19 protein-coding genes are annotated in these 25865 nt (G+C 54.3%); 12 read left to right on the forward strand and 7 right to left on the reverse strand.

Annotation, left to right across the window (positions count from 1 at the left end; all coding sequences use genetic code 11):
• Positions 1–33 precede the first annotated feature (33 nt).
• The 4 genes from aceE (at position 34) to ACJTMZ_RS12745 (ending at position 7880) form a co-directional block, all read left to right on the forward strand.
• Positions 34–2697, forward strand: a complete 2664-nt coding sequence (gene aceE, locus ACJTMZ_RS12730; RefSeq protein WP_003856315.1) for a pyruvate dehydrogenase (acetyl-transferring), homodimeric type — start codon at positions 34–36, stop codon at positions 2695–2697.
• A 14-nt stretch (positions 2698–2711) separates the two neighbouring features.
• Positions 2712–4610 carry a pyruvate dehydrogenase complex dihydrolipoyllysine-residue acetyltransferase gene (gene aceF / locus ACJTMZ_RS12735; protein ID WP_015572687.1) on the forward strand — a complete coding sequence of 633 codons (1899 nt, stop codon included), beginning with the start codon at positions 2712–2714 and terminating at the stop codon, positions 4608–4610.
• A 175-nt stretch (positions 4611–4785) separates the two neighbouring features.
• Positions 4786–6210 carry a dihydrolipoyl dehydrogenase gene (lpdA, locus tag ACJTMZ_RS12740; RefSeq protein WP_003856313.1) on the forward strand — a complete coding sequence of 475 codons (1425 nt, stop codon included), beginning with the start codon at positions 4786–4788 and terminating at the stop codon, positions 6208–6210.
• A 278-nt stretch (positions 6211–6488) separates the two neighbouring features.
• Positions 6489–7880 (forward strand): hypothetical protein, encoded by a 1392-nt coding sequence (locus ACJTMZ_RS12745; RefSeq protein WP_108720795.1) that lies wholly within the window; start codon positions 6489–6491, stop codon positions 7878–7880.
• A gap of 207 nt (positions 7881–8087) precedes the next feature.
• On the opposite strand, the gene ACJTMZ_RS12750 is transcribed toward ACJTMZ_RS12745, so the two are convergent.
• On the reverse strand, positions 8088–8879 hold the full coding sequence (locus tag ACJTMZ_RS12750; RefSeq protein ID WP_015572690.1) for a DUF2950 family protein: 792 nt from the start codon (positions 8877–8879) through the stop codon (positions 8088–8090).
• Positions 8880–8889: 10 nt separating this feature from the next.
• A complete protein-coding gene (locus ACJTMZ_RS12755; protein ID WP_252010807.1) occupies positions 8890–10344 on the reverse strand; it encodes a DUF3300 domain-containing protein in 1455 nt (484 codons plus the stop codon).
• A gap of 892 nt (positions 10345–11236) precedes the next feature.
• Between ACJTMZ_RS12755 and acnB the strand changes: the two genes are divergently transcribed.
• Positions 11237–13834 (forward strand): bifunctional aconitate hydratase 2/2-methylisocitrate dehydratase, encoded by a 2598-nt coding sequence (gene acnB / locus ACJTMZ_RS12760; RefSeq protein WP_017383766.1) that lies wholly within the window; start codon positions 11237–11239, stop codon positions 13832–13834.
• 212 nt (positions 13835–14046) lie between these two features.
• Entirely contained in the window at positions 14047–14409 is a 363-nt protein-coding gene (yacL, locus tag ACJTMZ_RS12765; RefSeq protein WP_015572693.1) for a protein YacL, read from the forward strand.
• 31 nt (positions 14410–14440) lie between these two features.
• Here yacL and speD read toward each other — a convergent pair whose 3' ends face one another.
• The 3 genes from speD to ACJTMZ_RS12780 all read right to left on the reverse strand — a co-directional run bounded on the left by speD (position 14441) and on the right by ACJTMZ_RS12780 (position 16554).
• The gene (speD, locus tag ACJTMZ_RS12770) at positions 14441–15235 is read right to left on the reverse strand and encodes an adenosylmethionine decarboxylase (RefSeq protein WP_017383765.1); all 795 of its coding nucleotides are present in this window, start codon (positions 15233–15235) and stop codon (positions 14441–14443) included.
• Positions 15236–16105 (reverse strand): polyamine aminopropyltransferase, encoded by an 870-nt coding sequence (gene speE, locus ACJTMZ_RS12775; RefSeq protein ID WP_032652585.1) that lies wholly within the window; start codon positions 16103–16105, stop codon positions 15236–15238. It abuts the gene before it with no gap.
• A 101-nt stretch (positions 16106–16206) separates the two neighbouring features.
• Complete coding sequence (locus tag ACJTMZ_RS12780) at positions 16207–16554, reverse strand: YacC family pilotin-like protein (protein WP_003856306.1); 348 nt, start codon at positions 16552–16554, stop codon at positions 16207–16209.
• 145 nt (positions 16555–16699) lie between these two features.
• Here ACJTMZ_RS12780 and cueO point away from each other — a divergent pair, with 145 nt between their 5' ends.
• Positions 16700–18259, forward strand: a complete 1560-nt coding sequence (gene cueO, locus ACJTMZ_RS12785) for a multicopper oxidase CueO (protein ID WP_032620924.1) — start codon at positions 16700–16702, stop codon at positions 18257–18259.
• A gap of 86 nt (positions 18260–18345) precedes the next feature.
• On the opposite strand, the gene ACJTMZ_RS12790 is transcribed toward cueO, so the two are convergent.
• Complete coding sequence (locus ACJTMZ_RS12790; RefSeq protein WP_003856304.1) at positions 18346–20736, reverse strand: glucose/quinate/shikimate family membrane-bound PQQ-dependent dehydrogenase; 2391 nt, start codon at positions 20734–20736, stop codon at positions 18346–18348.
• A 206-nt stretch (positions 20737–20942) separates the two neighbouring features.
• Here ACJTMZ_RS12790 and hpt point away from each other — a divergent pair, with 206 nt between their 5' ends.
• Positions 20943–21479, forward strand: a complete 537-nt coding sequence (hpt, locus tag ACJTMZ_RS12795) for a hypoxanthine phosphoribosyltransferase (protein WP_003856303.1) — start codon at positions 20943–20945, stop codon at positions 21477–21479.
• Positions 21480–21543: 64 nt separating this feature from the next.
• Here hpt and can read toward each other — a convergent pair whose 3' ends face one another.
• Entirely contained in the window at positions 21544–22206 is a 663-nt protein-coding gene (can, locus tag ACJTMZ_RS12800) for a carbonate dehydratase (RefSeq protein ID WP_003856301.1), read from the reverse strand.
• A 107-nt stretch (positions 22207–22313) separates the two neighbouring features.
• Between can and ACJTMZ_RS12805 the strand changes: the two genes are divergently transcribed.
• The 4 genes from ACJTMZ_RS12805 to ACJTMZ_RS12820 all read left to right on the forward strand — a co-directional run bounded on the left by ACJTMZ_RS12805 (position 22314) and on the right by ACJTMZ_RS12820 (position 25864).
• On the forward strand, positions 22314–23240 hold the full coding sequence (locus tag ACJTMZ_RS12805; protein ID WP_017383763.1) for an ABC transporter ATP-binding protein: 927 nt from the start codon (positions 22314–22316) through the stop codon (positions 23238–23240).
• Positions 23237–24007 carry an ABC transporter permease gene (locus ACJTMZ_RS12810; RefSeq protein WP_006810078.1) on the forward strand — a complete coding sequence of 257 codons (771 nt, stop codon included), beginning with the start codon at positions 23237–23239 and terminating at the stop codon, positions 24005–24007. The genes ACJTMZ_RS12805 and ACJTMZ_RS12810 overlap by 4 nt, the downstream gene beginning before the upstream one ends.
• Before the next feature lie 105 nt (positions 24008–24112).
• Positions 24113–24553 (forward strand): PTS sugar transporter subunit IIA, encoded by a 441-nt coding sequence (locus tag ACJTMZ_RS12815; RefSeq protein WP_047364722.1) that lies wholly within the window; start codon positions 24113–24115, stop codon positions 24551–24553.
• 63 nt (positions 24554–24616) lie between these two features.
• Positions 24617–25864, forward strand: a complete 1248-nt coding sequence (locus ACJTMZ_RS12820) for a polysaccharide deacetylase family protein (RefSeq protein WP_047364724.1) — start codon at positions 24617–24619, stop codon at positions 25862–25864.
• Position 25865 lies beyond the last annotated feature (1 nt).

Genomic DNA, 25865 nt, shown 5'->3' on the forward strand with positions numbered 1-25865 from the left:
AATCAACGTATTAGATAGATAAGGAATACCCCCATGTCAGAACGTCTCCAAAATGACGTGGATCCGATCGAAACTCGCGACTGGCTACAGGCGATCGAATCGGTCATCCGTGAAGAAGGTGTTGAGCGCGCTCAGTATCTGATTGATCAGCTGCTTTCAGAAGCACGCAAAGGCGGCGTGAAAGTGGCTTCAGGTGCAGGGGCTAGCAACTACGTAAACACGATTGCCGTCGAAGACGAACCGGAATACCCGGGCAATCTGGATCTGGAACGCCGTATCCGTTCTGCTATCCGCTGGAACGCCATCATGACCGTTCTGCGCGCATCCAAGAAAGACCTGGAACTGGGTGGCCACATGGCGTCCTTCCAGTCTTCTGCGACCATTTACGAAGTGTGCTTCAACCACTTCTTCCGTGCAGCTAACGAGAAAGATGGCGGCGATCTGGTGTACTTCCAGGGCCACATCTCTCCGGGCATCTATGCACGTGCCTTCCTGGAAGGTCGTCTGACTGAAGAGCAGATGAACAACTTCCGTCAGGAAGTTCACGGTAAGGGTCTGTCTTCTTACCCGCACCCTAAACTGATGCCTGAGTTCTGGCAGTTCCCGACCGTATCTATGGGTCTGGGTCCAATCGGTGCGATCTATCAGGCTAAATTCCTGAAGTACCTGGAACACCGTGGTCTGAAAGACACCTCTGAGCAGACCGTTTACGCCTTCCTGGGCGACGGTGAAATGGATGAGCCAGAATCTAAAGGCGCGATCACCATCGCGACCCGTGAGAAGCTGGACAACCTGTGCTTCATCATCAACTGTAACCTGCAACGTCTGGATGGTCCGGTAACCGGTAACGGCAAGATCATCAACGAACTGGAAGGCATCTTCGCAGGTGCTGGCTGGAACGTGATCAAAGTGATGTGGGGCGGTCGTTGGGATGAGCTGCTGCGTAAAGACACCAGCGGTAAACTGATCCAGCTGATGAACGAAACCGTTGACGGCGACTACCAGACCTTCAAATCCAAAGACGGTGCCTACGTTCGTGAGCACTTCTTCGGCAAATATCCTGAAACCGCAGCCCTGGTTGCAGACTGGACTGACGAGCAGATCTGGGCGCTGAACCGCGGTGGTCACGATCCGAAGAAAGTTTACGCTGCACTGAAAAAAGCGCGTGAAACCAAAGGTAAAGCGACTGTGATCCTGGCCCACACCATCAAAGGTTACGGCATGGGTGATACCGCAGAAGGTAAAAACATCGCTCACCAGGTTAAGAAAATGAACATGGACGGCGTGCGTTATATCCGCGACCGTTTCAACGTTCCAGTGACCGATGAGCAGGTAGAAAAACTGTCTTACATCACCTTCCCGGAAGGTTCTGAAGAGCACAAGTACCTGCACGAACGTCGTCAGGCGCTGAAAGGCTACCTGCCTGCTCGTCAGCCTAACTTCACCGAGAAGCTGGAACTGCCAGCGCTGGAAGATTTCTCTCAGCTGCTGGAAGAGCAGAACAAAGAGATCTCTACCACTATCGCTTTCGTTCGTGCCCTGAACGTGATGCTGAAGAACAAGTCGATCAAAGATCGTCTGGTTCCAATCATCGCCGACGAAGCGCGTACTTTCGGTATGGAAGGTCTGTTCCGTCAGATCGGTATCTACAGCCCGAACGGTCAGCAGTACACCCCGCAGGACCGTGAGCAGGTTGCATACTACAAAGAAGACGAGAAAGGTCAGATCCTTCAGGAAGGTATCAACGAACTGGGTGCAGGCGCATCCTGGCTGGCTGCTGCGACTTCTTACAGCACCAACAACCTGCCGATGATCCCGTTCTACATCTACTACTCCATGTTCGGGTTCCAGCGTATCGGTGACCTGTGCTGGCAGGCAGGCGACCAGCAGGCTCGCGGCTTCCTGATCGGTGGTACTTCTGGTCGTACGACCCTGAACGGTGAAGGTCTACAGCACGAAGATGGTCACAGCCACATTCAGTCTCTGACTATCCCTAACTGTATCTCTTACGACCCGTCTTACGCGTACGAAGTGGCAGTCATCATGCATGACGGCTTGCAGCGCATGTACGGTGAAGCGCAAGAGAATATTTACTACTACATCACCACCCTGAACGAAAACTACCACATGCCGGCAATGCCAGCAGGTGCCGAGGAAGGTATCCGTAAAGGTATCTACAAACTCGAAACCATCGAAGGTAGCAAAGGTAAAGTTCAGCTGCTGGGCTCCGGTTCTATCCTGCGTCACGTTCGTGAAGCAGCGCAGATCCTGGCGAAAGACTACGGTGTGGGTTCCGATGTGTACTCTGTTACCTCCTTCACTGAACTGGCGCGTGATGGCCAGGATTGTGAGCGCTGGAACATGCTGCACCCAATGGAAACCCCACGCGTTCCGTACATCGCTCAGGTGATGAACGACGCGCCAGCGGTGGCGTCTACTGACTATATGAAACTGTTCGCTGAGCAGGTTCGTACTTACGTTCCAGCTGATGATTATCGCGTACTGGGTACTGACGGCTTCGGTCGTTCTGACAGCCGCGAAAACCTGCGTCACCACTTCGAAGTTGATGCTTCCTACGTGGTAGTAGCAGCACTGGGCGAACTGGCTAAACGTGGCGAAATCGATAAGAAAGTGGTTGCAGACGCAATTACCAAATTCAACATCGATGCAGATAAAGTTAACCCGCGTCTGGCGTAAGAGGTAAAAGAATAATGGCTATCGAAATCAATGTACCGGACATCGGGGCTGATGAAGTTGAAATCACCGAGATCCTGGTCAAAGTGGGCGACAAAGTTGAAGCTGAACAGTCGCTGATCACCGTAGAAGGCGACAAAGCTTCTATGGAAGTCCCGTCTCCTCAGGCTGGCATCGTTAAAGAGATCAAAGTCTCTGTTGGCGATAAAACCGAGACCGGTAAACTGATCATGATTTTCGATTCCGCCGACGGTGCAGCAGCTGCTGCACCTGCGCAGGAAGAGAAGAAAGAAGCCGCTCCTGCTGCTGCTCCAGCAGCGGCCGCGGCAGCGAAAGAAGTGAACGTGCCTGACATCGGCGGTGACGAAGTTGAAGTCACTGAAATCCTGGTGAAAGTGGGCGATACCGTTGCGGCCGAGCAGTCACTGATCACCGTAGAAGGCGACAAAGCCTCTATGGAAGTGCCGGCACCGTTCGCGGGTACCGTTAAAGAGATCAAGATCAACACCGGCGACAAAGTGTCTACGGGTTCCCTGATCATGATTTTCGAAGTGGCGGGCGCTGAAGGCGCTGCGGCTCCAGCGAAAGCGGAAGCTGCTCCGGCTCCGGCTGCTGCACCAGCGGCTGCTGGCGGCGTGAAAGACGTTAACGTACCGGACATCGGCGGTGACGAAGTTGAAGTGACCGAAGTGATGGTAAAAGTGGGCGACAAAGTTGCCGCTGAACAGTCACTGATCACCGTTGAAGGCGACAAAGCTTCTATGGAAGTGCCTGCGCCGTTCGCCGGTACCGTTAAAGAGATCAAAATCAACACCGGCGACAAAGTATCTACCGGCTCTCTGATCATGGTCTTCGAAGTGGAAGGCGCAGCACCTGCCGCCGCTCCAGCTGCCGCGGCTGCTCCGGCACCGGCTGCTGCACCGGCTCAGGCTGCTAAACCGGCTGCTGCCCCTGCTGCTAAAGCAGAAAAATCTGAGTTCGCTGAAAACGACGCTTACGTCCACGCGACTCCGCTGATTCGTCGCCTGGCGCGCGAATTCGGTGTGAACCTGGCGAAAGTGAAGGGCACTGGCCGTAAAGGCCGTATCCTGCGCGAAGACGTTCAGGCTTACGTGAAAGATGCGGTGAAACGCGCCGAAGCTGCACCTGCTGCTGCTGCCGGTGGCGGTATCCCGGGCATGCTGCCATGGCCGAAAGTGGACTTCAGCAAGTTCGGTGAAATCGAAGAAGTGGAACTGGGCCGTATCCAGAAAATCTCGGGTGCTAACCTGAGCCGTAACTGGGTAATGATCCCGCACGTTACCCACTTCGATAAGACCGATATCACCGATCTGGAAGCGTTCCGTAAACAGCAGAACGCCGAAGCTGAGAAGCGTAAGCTGGACGTGAAGTTCACTCCAGTGGTCTTCATCATGAAAGCGGTTGCCGCTGCCCTTGAGCAGATGCCTCGCTTCAACAGCTCCCTGTCCGAAGACGGTCAGAAGCTGACGCTGAAGAAGTACATCAACATCGGTGTTGCGGTTGATACGCCAAATGGTCTGGTTGTTCCGGTCTTCAAAGACGTGAACAAGAAGAGCGTCACTGAGCTGTCCCGTGAACTGACCACCATCTCCAAAAAAGCGCGTGATGGTAAGCTGACTGCCGGCGAAATGCAGGGCGGCTGCTTCACTATCTCCAGCATCGGCGGCCTGGGTACCACCCACTTCGCACCGATTGTGAACGCGCCGGAAGTGGCTATCCTCGGTGTGTCCAAGTCCGCGATGGAGCCGGTGTGGAATGGCAAAGAGTTCGTGCCGCGTCTGATGATGCCAATCTCTCTGTCCTTCGACCACCGCGTGATCGACGGGGCTGATGGTGCGCGTTTCATCACCATCATCAACAACATGCTGAGCGACATTCGCCGCCTGGTGATGTAATCGAAAAGCCGGCCAGTCGGCCGGCTTTTTTCTGATAATCTCATGGGGTTTTTGAGGTTATTGGTGAAAGCGATAATTCGTGAGCCGTTTGTTGTTTCAAAATTGTTAACAATTTTGTAAAATACGGGCGGATAGAACGACCCGGTGGACGACGGGTATACATTAAGAGGTCATGATGAGCACAGAAATCAAAACTCAGGTCGTAGTACTTGGGGCAGGCCCGGCAGGTTACTCCGCAGCATTCCGCGCCGCGGATTTAGGTCTGGAAACCGTCATCGTAGAACGTTACAGCACCCTCGGCGGTGTTTGTCTGAACGTCGGCTGTATCCCTTCTAAAGCGCTGCTGCACGTAGCGAAAGTTATCGAAGAAGCCAAAGCGCTGGCTGAACACGGTATCGTCTTCGGCGAGCCGAAAACCGACATCGACAAAATTCGTACCTGGAAAGAGAAAGTTATCACTCAGCTGACCGGCGGTCTGGCGGGTATGGCCAAAGGCCGTAAAGTGAAAGTGGTAAACGGTCTGGGTAAATTCACCGGTGCGAACACCCTGGAAGTGGAAGGCGAAAACGGCAAAACCGTGATTAACTTCGACAACGCGATCATCGCGGCAGGCTCTCGCCCAATCGAACTGCCATTCATTCCACATGAAGATCCACGCGTGTGGGATTCCACCGATGCGCTGGAGCTGAAAACCGTTCCTAAGCGCCTGCTGGTTATGGGCGGCGGTATCATCGGTCTGGAAATGGGTACCGTGTACCATGCGCTGGGTTCAGAGATCGACGTGGTTGAAATGTTCGACCAGGTTATCCCGGCTGCCGACAAAGACATCGTTAAAGTCTTCACCAAACGCATCAGCAAGAAATTCAACCTGATGCTGGAAACCAAAGTGACTGCCGTTGAAGCGAAAGAAGACGGTATTTACGTTTCCATGGAAGGCAAAAAAGCCCCATCCGAACCACAGCGTTACGACGCCGTGCTGGTGGCTATCGGTCGTGTGCCGAACGGTAAAAACCTCGACGCGGGCAAAGCTGGCGTGGAAGTGGACGACCGTGGCTTCATCCGCGTTGACAAACAGCTGCGCACCAACGTGCCGCACATCTTTGCTATCGGCGATATCGTCGGTCAGCCAATGCTGGCGCACAAAGGTGTTCACGAAGGTCACGTTGCCGCTGAAGTTATCGCCGGCATGAAGCACTACTTCGATCCGAAAGTGATCCCATCTATCGCGTACACCGAGCCAGAAGTGGCATGGGTCGGTCTGACTGAGAAAGAAGCGAAAGAGAAAGGCATCAGCTACGAAACCGCCACCTTCCCGTGGGCTGCTTCTGGCCGTGCTATCGCATCCGACTGCGCAGACGGTATGACCAAACTGATCTTCGACAAAGAGACTCACCGCGTGATCGGTGGTGCGATTGTCGGTACCAACGGCGGCGAGCTGCTGGGTGAAATCGGTCTGGCTATCGAAATGGGCTGTGACGCGGAAGACATCGCGCTGACCATCCACGCTCACCCGACTCTGCACGAGTCCGTGGGCCTGGCGGCAGAAGTGTTTGAAGGTAGCATTACGGACCTGCCAAACGCGAAAGCGAAGAAGAAATAAGTTGCTTTGTGCCTGATAAGCGCCTCTTCGGAGGCGTTTTTTTTGGTTTAAAGTCCATATCTTAGTGTTAATTATCAATTTAAATGCAGAATAGATAAAATATTTGTACATGGTTAATTAAATGTATTCGCGAATCAAATGATTCATTTAATTTTTAATGGGTTTGTATAAGTCGCTGTGTTTATGTTTTTTTTAGGAGTGGCTTGGTTAATTTGACTTAAAATAGAAAGGTAATATAACTATCGCTGGGATTACTCTATTAAAAGGAACCAGTTATTATGAATAGTTATGAATCGACCTCTGGTATTCGTGATTTAAAAGTCATGGGGGCCAGAACACAATTAGGGAGTGGTTGGGCGAGTGCGACCCATAAGCTTGTAGCCCTTGATAAAGAGACCCTACAGCCAGTCAGCGTTGACTGGTGGTATGAAGATGAATCCGCACCGCGCTTTACTGGACCTGTTTTCACCGATACCCGCCCAAATGTACGCTTGCTGGCAAATTCTGATGTTTATCGGCTGGGTGATGTTATTAATATCAGCAATTTTGGTGGTTCAGGTTCTGCGTTAGCTGCCATCAAAAATGACGGTACTGTTGTAGCGTGGGGGATGCTAGAAAATGGTGGTACATCACCCGTCAGTGATCGTAATCATGATGTCAGGTCAATTTTTGGTGGTATGGATTCTTCCGCTGCCGTAAACGCCAATGGTCAGGTGTTTACCTGGTCTGTTGATGATATTAATCCTCTGCCAGCTGACGTTGCGGCCCTGAATGATATAGTGGATATTAACGTGGCCCAATACTGGGATGACAACGGAAATTATACCTATCTGGCGTTGCGAGCTAATAACCAGGTCATGCAGTGGACGGATGGAATATCACATAACGATTTTCCAGAAGATATTGCTGAGAGGAAGGATTTCATCGCTATCCAGACCACAGAATATGCCTTCGCGGGAATTACCAAAAATGGCCATGTTATCACTTGGGGGGACACATCATATGGGGGAGAGATTCCTGTACATTTGAAAGAAATGCATGATGTAAGCACTCTTTACAGTAACGTGGGTGCATTTGTAGCGCTCAGGTCGTCAGGCAGTATTTTTGCTTGGGGCAGTATGGAATATGGTGCTGACATTCCGGATAACATTGCTAGCCTGACGGATATTGTTTCCGTATACCGTACAAGTTCAACTTTTATTGCCTTAAGACAAAATGGCAGTGTGGTTTTTTGGGGGAAAAACAGAAATTTGACCGAACTGCCAGCAGAAATTGCAAGTCTAAGAAATATCATTGATGTGCAAGCAGCTGTTAATGGCAGTTATGCTTTTTTAACTTCAGAGGGTAAGGTGTACTGTTGGGGGCATGTTGCTCAAAAAATGCCCGAGGATTTGTCAGATGTCGTCTCCCTGACATCTGCCTGGAATGCTTTTGCGGCGCTTCGTCGTGACGGTAGCGTTGTTGCCTGGGGATATGAAGATGAGGGCGGAGACACAACCCCCGTCACAAACGAACTTTATGATATTCGCGCAATCTATTCTTGTGGATATCGTTTTTGCGCCTTGCGCAACGATGATCGTCTCTTAGAATGGGGCGAAGAGTCCAGAACGGATATAACAAAGATGCCAGCAGATTTGCAGGGAAATGTTACCTATAGCTTTGTTAAATGATCGTGCTGCCAACCCCGAAAGCGAAACAGAAATAAGTTTCTCTCTTGAGTGGTCTCCATTGCGAACAATGGTGATCTGAATTAGATGAAGCGAAACCTATACTGGAAGCTCAGTTGGTGAATATTTTGTAAAAACATAGCCGAGTGCCACTGCGCTTACCCGGCCTACAAAAATCGTAGACCGGGCAGGCGAGGTGCTACCGGACGTTTACGGTGCCACGGGCTGCCAGGATGTATCAGGTTTATACACGGTCAATGCCTGGACTTTTCTGGCGGTTTCACTGCCGAGGTCTGCCTGATAAACCTTGTCATCCTGGTTAACGACAAAGCTCATTACCCCCGTCTGACCATAGCTCACGGGCCAGGCAACCATCGCAAAGCCATTTTTATCCGGCAGAATGCGGAACCGATAACCGTGATAGCCCATACCAGGCTCCGGCGGGCTGAAGGCGGGACCCAGCGGGCTTGGCGCTTCGCCCGGCGAGATGGGCCAGTACAGGCCGTCTTTTAGCCCTGGCGTGCTGACAATCTTCTGCGCATAGTGGTGGTTCATGGCGTAGTAGCTCTGCTGTGCGTCGACGTAGGCGTGCAGCGCTTCAATAGCCGCGAGTTCGTTGCGGCCGATTTCGCGGGTCAGGATCTCATCCGCCGCTTTCTGCATATCAAATTGCCAGCCCTCTTTTTTCTTCACTACCGGTATGGGGAGTTGCCAGCCGTTATCGCCAACTGACAGATGGGCAATATCGCCGCTGATTTCGGTACGATGGTTTATCTTCCAGTCACGCAGGAATCGAGCCACCGCCTCCGGATCAACCCCTTCAGGTGGCAGATAGTCGCGCCAGTTATCCCCCAGCAGGTCGGCCATCGCGCTCTCATTCTGCTCGCTGATGGCCTTCGTCAGGGCATTGGCCGCCTGCTCAGGCGTGGAGAAAGATTGCTGGGCGCAGGCGAAGGTGGATACCATCAACAACAGCATTCCACCGATCGGTTTCATGTTCATAGCGGCTTCCTTAACGACGATGGAATTCACGGTGTTCGGTATGATGTTCGGACAGCTGCTGGCGGCTTTGCAGCCCGCGCTGGTGCTGGGCCTGCCAGTTGGCCGAGCGGCTGTCGTTGCCGCTCAGGGCGTTTGCCCGCAGCGGCTGATGCTGAACCTGCGTCGGGCGTCTGGTTTGCGCAAGAGTATTATTCATCTGTTGTGCGTGGGGCCGCGCGCTGTCGTAGCCGCGATAGTTGCTGCGCTGAGAGAGCTGCTTCAGCTGCTGCGCGGACGCTGAATGTTGCGGGAAATGCGCGTCGCCATGCTGTAGCTGTGTGAGGGTTTTGCCCGTCGACTGCTGTATCTGCGCCATCGCAGCCTGCCGCTGGCTATCGCGGTTGACCGTCTGCTGCCGGGTAGCGCTCAGCCCTCCCGGCACTGAAGTCTGATGATAGCGGCTGGCAAGCTGGCTATTGGCGTAGGGCACGCCGTTGCGGTAGGCCGGATTATGCTGCCAGACCTGATGATTATCGGTACGGTGCTCGCCGGTGATCTTATTGAAGTTATTAACATTAATATTAATGTTATCGCCGTTATGCGAATAACCGCCGTGGTGATCGTCATCATGATCGTGATGATGTTCGTCGTCATCGTCCCAGTCTATGTTACTGAACAGCGCATAGGTAGTGGCTACGCCGAGGCTATAGCCAAAGCCTCTGACAAAACTATTGGTAAACTGCTGGCCGGGAGACGGGGGCAGATACACAGGCGGATAGCTGGCGTTTGGCCACGTGCCGTAAACGGTGGAAGGGTTGTAGGTAGGGACATAAACCACCTGTGGATCGGCTGGCTCAATTTTAATCACCGTCGGACTAGCAGACGTTGACGTCGCGGCTGTACTGGTGGAGGCTGGCGCAGATTTTTTCACGGTGGTGACGGTCTGCTGCGGGGTGGATTGCAACGTGCCTGTCTGCTGCGCGAGCAGGCGCAGACGCTGCACGGAATCCATCACATCCTTTGGCTGGGCCAGAAAGGCGTCGCCGAGGCTCTGTACCCACGACGGGTTTTCTCCCATTAACGACATTAACTGCGGAAAGGCGACCAGCGATTTCACGCTGGCATCCCATGGCTGCCCGCTGACCGCCTGAATGGCGGTATCGCCCTGCATTTTAGGGTTGTCCTTTGACCACTGGGCGGCCTGAATCACGCTCGCCGGATAGGTTGAGGCCATCAGAATTTGCGACAGCAGCGCGTCGGGATAGAGCGCAATGGGCGCTGTCCACTGATCGATCTGCGCGGCGGTATAGGCCGGAGTCGCCACCGGGGCAGGTTGTGCTGTCGGGGCGGGAAGCTGCGGGGCTACCGGCGCAGGTGCGGGAGCGGGTTCCGTTGCGCGGCTTTTAACGAACATGACGCCCGAGGCGGCAAACAGCCCCGCACTGCAAAGCAGAACAAGAAGATGTGGTTTAAAAGGCAACTTCATAGATTGACTCCAACGAGACGAGTGCAGTGCCGTGAGGCGTTGCTGTTGCCGCGAGTATCATTCACCCGTGTTTTACAGTTTTAACTTTTGTTGGGAAAACCTCCGAAGCATCCGGATAAAGAGTGTGAGTATTTATTACACAATTATATCGGATGGCTGAGCAGGCGACGGACATTCAGAAGGCCGCTCTTGCGAGCGGCCAGCAGCTAGTTGCCGAAGTTGACGACAAACAGCACCATGATGTCGGATATATTCCAGCCACCGTGCAGTGCGGTTAGCAGTAAACCGGTCACAACGATCAGCGCAGTGATTCGCATCTCCATTGCGTGCGTTCCTGTACAGGCTACGCGGGTTCATTCTTCACCGGGAAAGGCAGAACCAGGCAAGTTGGTGTTGCCGCGTAGGTTACGGAACTGCTCCCGGGCCCGGTGACTGGTTGCTACACCAGCGAAGCAGGCCGAGAAGAAGAGTAATCGACTCAGTGGGAATTCAGAAGGCGATAAATGAAGTTAACCGTTTTTTCATTCGAAACAGGAAGGCGCCACGCAAAATTGACATAATGGCTTGCAAGCCAGTGGGGCGTGATGCAAAATTCATTGCGTTGGGGTTGCCGCAAATCTGCCAGCACGGTGTGCTACCACCGCAAGGCAACAAATAAACCGCTATCAGGCGGTTTTTTTGTGTCTGAAATTCGTCTCGTCTCCCCGTTACATCATGCTTAACGATTCAGCAAATTTTTTAATGTTGCTTTTTTGTAAACAGATTAACACTGTGCAGAAATCCTGCTATGCTGCCCGACGCGGTATCGGGCATTTACCCTACAAACTGCTGTCTCACAGGAGCGTGAAGAGAACGCCCGCCGCATATGACAATGAGAGCGAGGAGAACCGTCGTGCTAGAAGAATACCGTAAGCACGTAGCAGAACGTGCCGCCGAGGGAATTGTACCCAAACCGTTAGATGCAACCCAAATGGCCGCGCTCGTCGAGCTGCTGAAGAACCCGCCTGAGGGCGAAGAAGAATTCCTGTTAGATCTGCTGATCAACCGTGTACCGCCTGGCGTAGATGAAGCTGCCTACGTAAAAGCCGGATTCCTTGCCGCCGTTGCCAAAGGCGAAGCCACCTCCCCACTGGTTACTCCTGAAAAAGCGATTGAACTGCTCGGCACCATGCAGGGCGGCTATAACATTCATCCGCTGATTGACGCGCTGGATAACGACAAGCTGGCGCCAATTGCTGCCAAAGCGCTCTCTTCAACGCTATTGATGTTCGATAACTTCTACGATGTGGAAGAAAAAGCCAAAGCAGGCAACGTTTACGCGAAGCAGGTGATGCAGTCCTGGGCCGATGCCGAATGGTTCCTGAACCGCCCTCAGCTTGCTGAAAAAATTACCGTTACCGTCTTTAAAGTGACCGGTGAAACCAACACCGATGACCTTTCTCCGGCGCCGGATGCATGGTCTCGCCCGGATATCCCACTGCACGCCCTGGCGATGCTGAAAAACGCCCGTGAAGGCATTGAGCCGGATCAGCCAGGCGTGGTTGGCCCGATCAAACAGATCGAAGCCCTGCAACAAAAAGGTTTCCCGCTGGCTTACGTCGGTGACGTGGTTGGTACCGGTTCTTCCCGTAAATCCGCCACCAACTCCGTGCTGTGGTTCATGGGCGACGACATTCCGCACGTGCCGAACAAGCGCGGCGGCGGCCTGTGCCTCGGCGGCAAAATTGCGCCAATCTTCTTCAACACCATGGAAGATGCGGGCGCGCTGCCAATTGAAGTGGACGTGAGCAACCTGAACATGGGCGACGTGATTGACGTTTACCCGTATAAAGGCGAAGTGCGCAACCACGAAACCAACGAACTGCTGGCCAGCTTTGAGCTGAAAACCGACGTGCTGATCGACGAAGTGCGTGCCGGTGGCCGTATTCCGCTGATCATCGGCCGTGGCCTGACCACCAAAGCGCGTGAAGCGCTGGGTCTGCCGCACAGTGACGTATTCCGTCAGGCGAAAGACGTGGCCGAGAGCAACCGCGGTTACTCTCTGGCGCAGAAAATGGTGGGTCGCGCCTGCGGCGTCACTGGTATCCGTCCTGGCGCGTACTGCGAACCGAAAATGACCTCCGTGGGGTCTCAGGACACCACTGGCCCAATGACCCGTGATGAACTGAAAGACCTGGCGTGCCTGGGCTTCTCTTCCGATCTGGTGATGCAATCCTTCTGCCACACCGCGGCGTATCCGAAGCCGGTTGACGTAACCACGCACCACACGCTGCCTGACTTCATTATGAACCGTGGCGGTGTCTCCCTGCGTCCGGGCGACGGCGTTATCCACTCCTGGCTGAACCGCATGCTGCTGCCGGATACCGTCGGTACCGGCGGTGACTCCCATACCCGTTTCCCAATCGGGATCTCCTTCCCGGCGGGTTCCGGTCTGGTGGCGTTTGCCGCAGCGACCGGCGTGATGCCGCTGGATATGCCGGAATCGGTGCTGGTGCGCTTCAAAGGTAAAATGCAGCCGGGCATTACCCTGCGCGATCTGGTGCACGCGATCCCGCTGTATGCCATTAAACAGGGTCTGCTGACCGTTGAGAAGAAAGGCAAGAAAAACATCTTCTCTGGCCGCATTCTGGAAATTGAAGGTCTGCCGGATCTGAAAGTGGAGCAGGCGTTCGAGCTGACCGATGCCTCTGCCGAGCGTTCTGCGGCGGGCTGTACCATCAAGCTGAACAAAGAGCCGATTATTGAGTATCTGACCTCCAACATCGTGCTGCTGAAGTGGATGATAGCGGAAGGCTACGGCGACCGTCGTACGCTGGAGCGTCGTATTCAGGGCATGGAAAAATGGCTGGCGGATCCGCAGCTGCTGGAAGCCGACGCTGACGCAGAGTACGCGGCGGTGATTGAGATCGATCTGGCGGATATCAAAGAGCCAATCCTGTGTGCGCCTAACGATCCGGACGATGCGCGTCTGCTCTCTGACGTGCAGGGCGATAAGATCGACGAAGTGTTCATCGGCTCCTGTATGACCAACATCGGCCACTTCCGTGCTGCCGGTAAGCTGCTGGATACCCACAAAGGCCAGCTGCCGACCCGTCTGTGGGTGGCGCCGCCAACCCGTATGGATGCGGCGCAGCTGACCGAAGAGGGCTACTACAGCGTGTTTGGTAAGAGCGGGGCGCGTATCGAAATCCCTGGCTGTTCCCTGTGTATGGGCAACCAGGCGCGCGTGGCCGACGGTGCGACGGTGGTTTCCACCTCAACCCGTAACTTCCCTAACCGTTTAGGAACCGGGGCGAACGTTTACCTGGCCTCTGCGGAGCTGGCGGCGGTTGCGGCGCTGATTGGCAAACTGCCAACGCCGGAAGAGTACCAGACCTTTGTGGCTCAGGTAGATAAGACGGCGGTGGATACTTATCGTTATCTGAACTTCGACCAGCTCTCTCAGTACACCGAGAAGGCTGACGGGGTGATCTTCCAGACCGCAGTATAAATGCTACCCTCTCCCGTGGGAGAGGGGCTGGGGGTGAGGGCACCAGACCGCTCCGCACCTGACCCATTGCCCGGTGGCGCTACGCTTACCGGGCCTACAAAACCCATCGCAACGTCGGTGGGTTTTTTATTTTCATTCCTCCCGCCTCTCCCGCTTTTTTTCTTCCTCGCTGCTGCGATAATTACCCTAATGGCTTTGCAGAGGAAAACGCTATGGATTACGAATTTTTGCGCGACATCACCGGCGTGGTGAAAGTGCGAATGTCGATGGGGCACGAAGCCGTTGGACACTGGTTTAACGAAGAGGTGAAAGAGAACCTTGCGCTGCTGGATGAAGTCGAACAGGCGGCGGAAACGGTGAAAGGCAGTGAACGCTCCTGGCAACGCGCCGGGCACGAATACACGCTGTGGATGGATGGCGAAGAGGTGATGGTGCGCGCCAACCAACTTGAGTTCTCGGGTGATGAGATGGAAGAGGGGATGAGCTACTACGACGAAGAGAGCCTGTCGCTTTGCGGCGTGGAAGACTTCCTGAGCGTGTTGAACGCCTACCGCGATTTTATGCAACAGAAGTAATTCCCCGAAGCGTCCCTGCTCCGGATCACGCTTACACGGTCGGAATGTTACGGCCGTAGTAAATTTCGCGCATCTCTTTCCAGAGCAGGTCGGTAATGACCTTACGCTCTTCTTCACTTAAATCTTCCGGCCTGGTATGGAACATATAGTGCTTAAGATCGAACTCTTTAAGCATCATCTTGGTATGGAAGATATTCTCCTGATAGACGTTCACATCCATCATGTCGTACAGCGACTTCATGTCCTCGGACATGAAGTTCTGAATGGAGTTGATCTCATGATCAATGAAGTGCTTCATGCCGTTGATATCACGGGTAAAACCGCGCACGCGATAATCAATAGTGACGATATCGGATTCCAGCTGGTGGATTAAATAATTCAACGCATTCAGCGGTGAAATCACGCCGCAGGTCGACACTTCAATATCCGCGCGGAAGGTACACAGCCCGCCTTCCGGGTGGCTTTCCGGGTAGGTGTGCACGCAGATGTGGCTTTTATCCAGGTGGGCGACTACCACTTCCGGCAGCGGGCCGGGGTGCTCGGTTTTGTCGATAAGCTTCGGGTCAACCGGCTCTTCACTCACCAGAATGGTGACGCTCGCACCCTGAGGCTCATAATCCTGGCGCGCGATATTCAGGATGTTCGCGCCGATAATCGAGCAGGTCTCTGTCAGGATCTCGGTCAGACGGTTGGCGTTGTAGAGTTCATCGATATAGGCGATGTAACCATCGCGCTCTTCTGCTGTTTTGGCGTAGCAGATATCGTAAATACAAAAACTCAGGCTTTTGGTCAGATTGTTAAAGCCATGCAGTTTAAGCTTTTTCAATTAGTTCACCTCCTTTGAGGACAGCGCGTCTTGTAGATATTGAGGCAACGCAAAGGCTGCGGTGTGGATCGCCGGGTTGTAGTAGCGGCACTGGAGTCCGGCCTGGTGGAAGCGGGCCTGCACGATCTCGGTAGAGAGATGGCGCAGAACGTCGTTATCCGTCGCCCAGGCAAAGGTCATGATCCCGCCGTAGTAAGTGGGGATCGCCGCCTGGTAGAAGCTGACGTCAGTAAAATAGGTGCTCAGCTTACGGTGGCTATCAAGCGCTTCATCCTGTTGCAGGAAGCAAACGCCGTTTTGCGCCACAAAAATTCCGCCAGGCTTCAGGCAGCGCTTGCAGCCTTCGTAAAACGACGAGGTAAACAGCGACGCGCCCGGACCGATAGGGTCGGTACAGTCAGAGATAATGACATCAAACGTTTGCGTAGTCTGGTTAACAAAATTGACGCCATCATCGATAACCAGATTAAACCGCGGATCGTCATAGCTGCCGGCATTATGGTTGGGCAGATACTGGCGGCAGAACGACACCACACCGGCGTCGATTTCCACCATGGTGATGGTTTCGACATTCTGATGGCGAGAGACTTCACGCAGCATCGCGCCGTCGCCGCCGCCGATAATCAGCACGTCTTTCGCGTGGCCGTGGGCCAGCAGCGGGACGTGGGTCATCATTTCGTGATAGATAAACTCGTCGCGCTCGGTGGTTTGCACCACGCCGTCCAGCGCCATCACGCGGCCAAAGGCGGCGTTTTCGAAGATTATCAAATCCTGATGATCGGTTTTCTCATGATAGAGCACGTTATCCACGGCAAAATACTGACCAAACTGGTCATGCAGCGTTTCTTGCCATACCGTTTTTTCGGTCATGGGGAGCACCTCCTTCGTTAACATCCATTACATCCGGCAGATGGGCGCAACACAACACCGCCGTGAGGCGGTTAACGGGTCAACAAGGGGCGTCGGGAAGGTTACTTCACGTAGGCGAGCAGGCTGAGTGAATCGCGAGCCAGCGCTTTGCATTTTTTAGCAGTGGGAATGCCAATACCGCTTAAATCACGGTAGCTGTCTTCACCGAGCGCCTTCATGTCGAAGCTGTCGTAGTTGCTGAGGTCCCATTGGTTCTGCTGGGCAAAAAAGACCAGTGCGCGACGAATTTGCCCATTGGGTAAATTCTGGTAACCACAATCGTTTTTCAGAAAAACAAAAACTGCCGTCAGATCGGCCATATCTTCCGCTTCGTTTTCACTTAGCGCGTAACTGTTCGCACACATCGCCATCAGGCTGGCGAACAAAATTGTTCTGAAAAACGTCTTCATTGCCTTTACCACTGCATCACGGAAAATTAACGTTAGCATACTTGATGCCAGGCCGACGATCTTTATTATTGCCGCCGTGCTTGACCTTCCGGTAAGGGGAGGGTTTATGCTCAAAAGATCGCCTGCTGGAAATAAGGAAATGCACATGCAACGTCGTGATTTTTTAAAATTTTCTGCCGCACTGGGGGTTGCCAGCGCGTTACCTCTCTGGAGCCGCGCCGTTTTTGCCGCCGACAGACCGGCTTTACCCATTCCTGAATTACTCGCCGCAGATGCCCGCAGCCGCATTCAGCTTGTGGTGCAGGCCGGTAAAACCACGTTCGGTCAGCACGCCGCCACGACGTGGGGCTATAACGGCAATCTGCTCGGCCCGGCGTTGCAGTTACGCAAAGGGAAGGCGGTGACGGTAGACATTCATAACACGCTTGCGGAAGAGACCACGCTGCACTGGCACGGGCTGGAAGTCCCGGGCGAAGTGGATGGAGGGCCTCAGGGCATTATCAGGCCTGGTGGTAAACGCAGCGTAACCTTTACTCCGGAACAACGCGCGGCGACCTGCTGGTTCCACCCGCATCAGCATGGCAAAACGGGCCATCAGGTGGCGATGGGGCTGGCCGGCCTGGTGCTGATTGAAGACGATGAAAGCCGCCTGCTGCGCCTGCCGAAACAGTGGGGAATCGACGATGTCCCGGTGATTGTGCAGGACAAAAAATTCAACGCTGACGGGCAAATTGACTATCAGCTGGACGTAATGAGCGCGGCGGTAGGCTGGTTTGGCGATACACTCCTGACCAACGGCGCGATCTACCCGCAGCATGCTGCGCCAAAAGGCTGGCTGCGCTTACGTCTGCTTAACGGCTGTAACGCCCGCTCGCTGAACTTCGCCACCAGCGATAAACGCCCGCTTTACGTGGTGGCAAGCGACGGCGGCCTGCTGCCGGAGCCGGTGAAGGTGAGCGAGCTGCCGATGCTGATGGGGGAGCGCTTCGAGGTGCTGGTGGATATCAGCGATGGCAAAGCGTTTGACCTGGTGACCCTGCCGGTCAGCCAGATGGGGATGGCCGTTGCGCCGTTTGATAAGCCGCATCCGGTCCTGCGCATTCAGCCGCTACAGATCACCGCCTCCGGTACGCTGCCGGAGACCCTCACCACGCTGCCAGCACTCCCGTCGCTGGACGGGCTTACGCAGCGTAAACTTCAGCTTTCTATGGACCCGATGCTAGACATGATGGGCATGCAGGCGCTGATGAAGAAGTACGGCAATCAGGCCATGGCGGGAATGCATCACGGCCAGATGATGGGCCATATGAATATGGACCACGGTAAAATGGGCGGCATGGATCACGGCGGCCATGGTTTCGATTTCCACAACGCCAACCGCATCAACGGCAAAGCGTTCGATATGAACACGCCCATGTTCGCCGCCACGAAAGGGCAGTTTGAAAGCTGGGTGATTTCAGGCGAAGGCGACATGATGCTGCACCCGTTCCATATCCACGGCACGCAGTTCCGTATTCTGTCTGAAAATGGTAAAGCGCCGGAGGCGCATCGTGCGGGCTGGAAAGATACGGTGAGGGTGGAAGGCGGCGTCAGCGAGGTGCTGGTGAAGTTTGACCACGAGGCGCCGAAAGAGTTTGCCTATATGGCCCACTGTCATCTGCTGGAGCATGAAGATACGGGGATGATGCTCGGTTTTACCGTATAAAAAAAGCCGGGTGGCGGCTTCGCCTTACCCGGCCTACATAGGGCACCCGTAGGCCCGGTATGCGTTAGCGCCACCGGGCTTTTTCGTTACTTAGCGTCGTCAGGCAGTGCATACGCGACAATATAGTCGCCCATCTTCGTGCCAAACGAACCGTGACCACCCGCAGAGATGACAACGTACTGCTTGCCATTCACTTCATAGGTCATCGGCGTTGCCTGTCCACCGGCTGGCAGACGGCCTTGCCACAGTTTCTCACCGTTGGTCATGTTGTACGCGCGCAGGTAGTTATCTGCGGTTGCCGCGATGAACAGCACGTTACCGGCGGTGGAGATTGGGCCACCCAGCATTGGCATACCCATATTGAAAGGCACTGGAACAGGCATCGGGAACGGCATGCTGTCCTGTGGCGTACCAATACGTTTCTTCCAGACGATCTTGTTGGTCTTCAGATCCAGACCGGAGATATAACCCCAGGCAGGCTGTTTACACGGCAGACCAAACGGAGACAGGAACGGATTCAGGGTCACACCATAAGGAACGCCATACTGTGGCTGGATACCGGCTTCGGTACCGCTGCCTTTCGCATCTTTCGGCTGCTCCATTGGGTTACCCGGACCACGAGGGATCAGGCGGGAAACGAACGGCAGCGCCATTGGGTTAGCGATGGCGACCTGACGGTTAGGGTCAACGGAGATCCCACCCCATTCGAACATCCCCAGGTTACCCGGGAAGACCAGCGTACCCTGCTCTGACGGCGGGGTGAAAATCCCTTCGTAGCGCAGCTGGTGGAACATCACGCGGCATACCAGCTGGTCAAACATGGTGGCACCCCACATGTCTGCACCGCTGAGATCTTTCTTCGGACGGAAGCTCAGGTCAGAGAACGGCTGCGTTTTGGTGACGTAGTCGCCTTTGGCCGCACCCTGCGGAACCGGTTTTTCCGGCGCAGGAACAACCAGCTTACCGTTGCTACGATCAAGCACGAAGATGTTACCGGTTTTCGCCGGGGCGTAAATCACCGGTACGGTTTTACCGTTAACGGTAATGTCCGCCAGCGTCGGCTGGGACGGCATATCCATATCCCACAGATCGTGGTGAACGGTCTGGTAGCTCCATGCCAGTTTACCGGTCGTTGCGTTCAGCGCCACGATGGAGCTGGCGTAACGTTCCTGCTCCGGCGTACGGTTACCGCCCCAGATATCCGGCGTGGTCACGCCCATCGGCAGGTAGACCAGGTCCAGCTTCGCGTCATACGCTGCCGGTGCCCAGGAGTTCGGTGAGTTAAAGGTAAAGGTGTGTTCATCCGATGGGATCGCGTTAGGATCTTTCGCGCCCGGGTCGAAGGCCCACAGCAGTTTACCGGTGTTCACGTCGAAACCACGGATAACGCCGGAGGTTTCACGGGTGGAGAAGTTATCCGTTACCGAACCGGCAATCACGATGGTTTTATCGGTGATGATTGGCGGGGAGGTCGGCTCATACAGGCCCGGCGTGGTGTCCGGCATGTTGGTCTGAAGATTCAGAATGCCTTTATTGGCGAAGGTTTCGCACAGCTTGCCGGTCTCAGCGTTAATGGCAAACAGGCGGCCATCGTTCACCGGCAGCATAATGCGGCGAGGACAGTCGGCAATGACTTCCGGGCTGGCATTATCGGCGCGCGCTTCGTGGTAAGAGACGCCGCGGCAGGTAATGTGCTGGAACGACGGGTTGGAGTTCAGCTGTGGATCAAAGTGCCATTTCTCTTTACCGGTAGCCGCGTCGAGCGCGAACAGACGCTGATGCGCCGTACACAGGTAGAGCATGTTGCCCACTTTAATCGGGGTCACTTCGTTGGTCAGCTCACCCGGATCGTTTGGCATCTTCAGGTCGCCGGTACGGAATACCCAGGCTTCCTTCAGGTTTTTCACGTTGTCCGCGTTGATCTGCTTCAGCGGGGAGTAGCGTTGACCTTCCTGGTTACGACCATAAGCAGGCCAGTCACCGTCCGCCACCTGCGAAATAGCCGCAGCCGGCGTGGATTCCGCGTTCAGCGTACCGTTGATCTCCTGCGGGTCGTTAAAACCGGCCCAGGTCAGGATGCCGCCACTAATCAGCAGGGCAACGACCAGACCGGCCACGGCGCCACTGGAAGGGACGATCAGACGACGCCAGACAAACGGCAGGATCAGCCAGATACCGAAGAAGACCAGAATGTCGCTGCGCGGCGTCAACGCCCAGAAGTCGAACCCGACTTCCCAGACGCCCCAGATCATGGTTGCGAGCAGTAACGCTGCGTACAGCCACAGAGCAGATTGTTTTCTGCGTAAAAGCAGGACGGTTACGCCAACCATAACCAGACCCGCAATCGGGTAGTACCAGGAGCCGCCAATCGCGACCAGCCATACGCCACCGATTAACAAATACAGCGCGCAGAATGCGGCAAACGCGGCTGTTAATGTCACCAGTAGACGCGGCTGTTTAGTTTTTGTTTCAGCCATAGAAAAGTACTCGTCAGTTTTGTTAATTATTTGCTAGCAATTAATTATAGGTATTAACAACTGTGATCGGAATCACAAATATTGCTTTTTATAACTCATACGCCAGGCTTATCCATTTACTGGTATAATGGCTGGCTTGCGTATCGATGCCGGAGCGAGAGTCATCCGCATTGAGAGATTTTCACTAAAATCATTTGGTTAGTAATATGAAACATACTGTTGAAGTGATGATCCCGGAAGCCGAGATCAAAGCGCGTATCGCCGAACTGGGTCGTCAAATCACCGAACATTACAAGGACAGCGGCAGCGAAATGGTGCTGGTCGGTCTGTTGCGTGGCTCTTTCATGTTCATGGCAGACCTGTGCCGTGAAGTGCAGGTGCCGCACGAGGTCGATTTTATGACCGCCTCCAGCTACGGCAGCGGCATGTCCACAACCCGTGATGTGAAAATCCTGAAAGATCTGGATGAAGATATTCGTGGCAAAGATGTGTTGATTGTTGAGGACATCATCGACTCCGGCAACACGCTCTCTAAAGTGCGTGAGATCCTGAGCCTGCGTGAACCAAAATCACTGGCGATTTGTACTCTGCTGGATAAGCCTGAGCGCCGTGAAGTGCAGGTGCCGGTGGAGTTCGTTGGTTTCTCCATCCCGGACGAATTCGTGGTGGGTTACGGCATTGATTACGCGCAGCGTTATCGCCATCTGCCGTATGTTGGGAAAGTAGTGATTCTGGACGAATAATTGCGGGCTGATGCCCTCACCCCAGCCCTCTCCCACAGGGAGAGGGTGAAAAACCCCGGCTTTGTTATTTATGGTTAACGTGCTTAAGCTTGAGGTTGGCAATTCCCGAGCGGTAACGCTGTTCCAGCGTTTCGCGGTTGGTGGCGGTCACTTCCAGATTGCGTAGCAGGCCGTCGTGAATACCGTACGCCCAGCCGTGGATGGAGACCTTCTGTCCGCGTTTCCAGGCAGACTGCATAATCGTCGAGTGGCCCAGGTTATAGACCTGCTCCATCACGTTCAGCTCACACAGCGTGTCGAGACGGCGCTCCTGCGGCATTTCGCCCAGCAGTGAGCTATGTTTGAACCAGATATCACGGATGTGCAGCAGCCAGTTATCGATTAACCCCAGCTCTGTATTTTCGACCGCCGCCTGTACGCCGCCGCAGCCGTAGTGACCACAAATAATGATGTGCTCAACCTCCAGAACGTCAACGGCATACTGAACAACCGAAAGGCAGTTGAGATCGGTATGAATAACCAGGTTAGCCACATTGCGGTGAACAAACAGTTCGCCCGGTTCAAGACCGGTCAGACGTTCGGCGGGGACGCGGCTGTCGGAACATCCAATCCAGAGAAAGCGCGGGTTCTGCGCTTGCGCGAGTTTTCCAAAAAATCCGGGGTCTTCCTCCACCAGCATTTTTGACCATAGTGCATTGTTGCTGATGAGTGTATCTATGTCGTTCATGGAGGTTAGCGACCTGTAACCAAGTGATTGCGTTGCGCTACTATAGGGTAACCCGACTTTTAATGAAACCACACAACGTGTGTCAGAACTTAAGGTAAGTTGAATTCATGGCGATTGCACTGGAGCTTGAACAGCTCAAAAAAACCTACCCGGGGGGCGTCCAGGCGCTGCGCGGGATAGATCTTAAAGTCGAAGCGGGAGATTTCTACGCGCTTCTGGGGCCGAACGGGGCGGGAAAATCGACCACCATCGGGATAATCAGCTCGCTGGTCAATAAAACCTCGGGCCGCGTTAGCGTGTTTGGCTACGACCTGCAAAAAGACGTGGTCAACGCCAAGCGCCAGCTGGGGCTGGTGCCGCAGGAGTTCAACTTCAACCCGTTTGAGACGGTACAGCAGATTGTTGTTAACCAGGCGGGTTACTATGGCGTTGAGCGCAAAGAAGCGCTGGAGCGCAGCGAAAAGTATCTCAAACAGCTTGACCTGTGGGAGAAGCGTAACGAGCGCGCGCGGATGTTGTCCGGGGGGATGAAGCGCCGCCTGATGATTGCTCGCGCGCTGATGCACGAGCCAAAGCTGCTCATTCTTGATGAACCGACCGCTGGGGTGGATATTGAACTGCGTCGTTCCATGTGGGGCTTCCTGAAGGATCTGAACGACAAAGGCACCACCATCATCCTGACCACACACTACCTGGAAGAGGCGGAGATGCTGTGCCGCAATATCGGCATCATTCAGCACGGCGAGCTGGTGGAAAACACCTCGATGAAGAACCTGCTCTCCAAGCTGAAATCAGAGACCTTTATCCTCGATCTGGCGGCGAAAAGCGCCCTGCCGAAGCTGGAGGGGTATAACTATCGCCTGGTCGATACCTCGACGCTGGAGGTAGAAGTGCTGCGCGAGCAGGGGATCAACAGCGTGTTCTCCCAGTTGAGCGCGCAGGGCGTTCAGGTATTAAGCATGCGTAACAAAGCGAACCGACTGGAAGAGCTGTTTGTCTCTCTGGTGCACGATAAACAAGGAGACAAGGCATGACGCATCTTTACTGGGTCGCGCTGAAAAGCATCTGGGCGAAAGAGATTAACCGCTTTATGCGCATCTGGGTGCAAACCCTGGTGCCGCCGGTGATCACCATGACGCTCTACTTCATCATTTTCGGCAACCTGATTGGCTCCCGCATCGGTGAGATGCACGGCTTCACCTATATGCAGTTTATCGTGCCGGGCCTGATCATGATGGCGGTGATCACCAACGCTTACGCGAACGTGGCGTCCTCATTCTTCAGCGCCAAGTTTCAGCGCAACATTGAAGAGCTGCTGGTGGCGCCAGTGCCGACGCATGTCATTATCGCCGGTTACGTGGGCGGCGGCGTGGCGCGCGGGCTGTGCGTGGGTATTCTGGTGACGGCGATTTCGTTGTTCTTCGTGCCGTTCCAGGTGCACTCGTGGCTATTCGTCGCGCTCACGTTATTGCTGACGGCGATCCTGTTCTCACTGGCTGGCTTGCTGAACGCCGTGTTCGCCAAAACGTTCGATGACATCAGCCTGATCCCGACCTTCGTGCTGACGCCGCTGACCTATCTGGGCGGGGTGTTTTACTCCCTGACGCTGCTGCCGCCGTTCTGGCAGGCGCTGTCGCACCTGAACCCGATTGTCTATATGATCAGCGGCTTCCGCTTTGGTTTCCTCGGCATTACCGATGTCCCGCTGTTCACCACCGTTGTGGTGCTGGCGGTATTTATCGTGGCGTTCTATCTGCTGTGCTGGTATCTGATCCAGCGTGGACGTGGGCTGCGTAGCTAATCTTCTGCCCGGCGACGTTCTGTTTGCCGGGCACTTTCTTTGACAGTTATCACCGTAAACTAACCTTCACCTGGATAAACTACTCGCCTGCTAAGGAGAGACGATATGCTGGGATGGGTTATCACCTGCCACGATGAAGAGGCACAGGAAATGCTCCTGAAGCTGGAGGCCCGATTTGGCCCTCTGGCGCAATGTCGTGCGGTAAATTACTGGCGAGGGCTGAGCACCAATATGCTAAGCCGGATGATGTGCGACGCGCTGCATGAAACCGACACCGGTGATGGCGTGATTTTTCTCACCGACAGATCGGGCGCGGCGCCTTACCGTTCAGCGGCGTTAATGAGCCATAAGCATGATAACTGTGAAGTGATCTCCGGTATCAGCCTGCCTTTACTCGAAGCGATGTATCCGCTGCGCGCAACGTTGAGCAGCGCTGAGTTTCGTCACGCCATTGTGGCGCAGGGCTCGCCGGACGTGAGCAGCCTGTGGCACCAGCAGCAGAAGAATCCGCCTTTCGTTCTGCTTCACGATCTGTATAAGCATTAAACATTGGTATTGATGTCGCTTTTGCTACAATGGCGACTGATTTTCCGTATCGATTTATATCCCATGCTCATGCGCGTTATCTTTATCCTTCTGCTACTGGTCTCCGGTGGTGCGTCTGCCAGCCTGACCATTCAGCAAGGCCTTCCTGCCCAATATATGCAAACCACCGAAGATGCGGCCATCTGGGCTCAGGTGGGAAATGCCGTCGTGAACGTGGGCAATGTCCGCGCCGGGCAGATCCTCGCCGTCTTTCCGGCCGCGGCGGATTACTATGAATTTCGTTTCGGATTCGGTACGGGGTTTATTGATAAAGAGCACCTGGAAAAAGTGCAGGGTAAGCAACGCGTCGAGGATAGCCTGGGCGATCTGAACAAGCCGCTCAGCAATCAAAACCTCATCACCTGGAAAGACACGCCAGTGTATAATGCCCCCAGCAGCGGAAGCGCGCCCTTTGGCACCTTAAGCGCCAATCTTCGCTATCCGATTCTGAATAAGCTGAAAGATCGCCTGAACCAGACCTGGTTTCAGATCCGCATCGGCAATCGTCTGGCGTGGATCAGCAGCCTGGATGCACAGGAAGATAACGGACTGCCGGTTCTGACCTACCACCATATCCTGCGTGATGAAGAGAACACCCGTTTTCGACATACCTCCACGACAACCAGCGTACGTGCGTTTAATAATCAGATGGCCTGGTTACGCGATCAAGGCTATACCACGCTGACAATGTACCAGCTTGAAGGGTACGTGCGTAACAAGATGAACCTCCCCGCGAAAGCGGTGGTGATCACTTTTGATGATGGCCTGAAATCGGTGAGCCGCTACGCGTATCCGGTGCTGAAAGAGTATGGCTTCAACGCGACGGCGTTTATTATTTCATCCCGAATCAAAGGTCACCCTCAGAAGTGGGATCCCCGATCGCTACAGTTTATGAGCGTTCAGGAAATTAAGGCCATTCAGGATGTGTTCGACATTCAGTCTCACACCCACTTCCTGCATCGCGTGGATGGGTATAAGCACCCCATCTTATTGAGCCGCAGCTATCACGTGATCCTGTTCGATTTTGAACGCTCACGGCGTGCACTGGCGCAGTTCAACCCGCGCGTGCTGTATGTTTCGTACCCGTTTGGCGGGTATGACAATAAAGCGATTAAAGCCGCGAATGATGCCGGTTTTCATCTGGCAGTGACAACGGTGAAGGGGAAGGTGAAGCCGGGGGATAATCCGTTCTTACTGAAGCGACTGTATATTCTGAGAACGGATTCGCTGGAGACAATGTCGCGGCTGATCAGCAATCAGCCGCAGGGGTAGG

The organism is Enterobacter sp. DN, from assembly GCF_046054285.1.
GTDB lineage: Bacteria > Pseudomonadota > Gammaproteobacteria > Enterobacterales > Enterobacteriaceae > Enterobacter > Enterobacter hormaechei_C.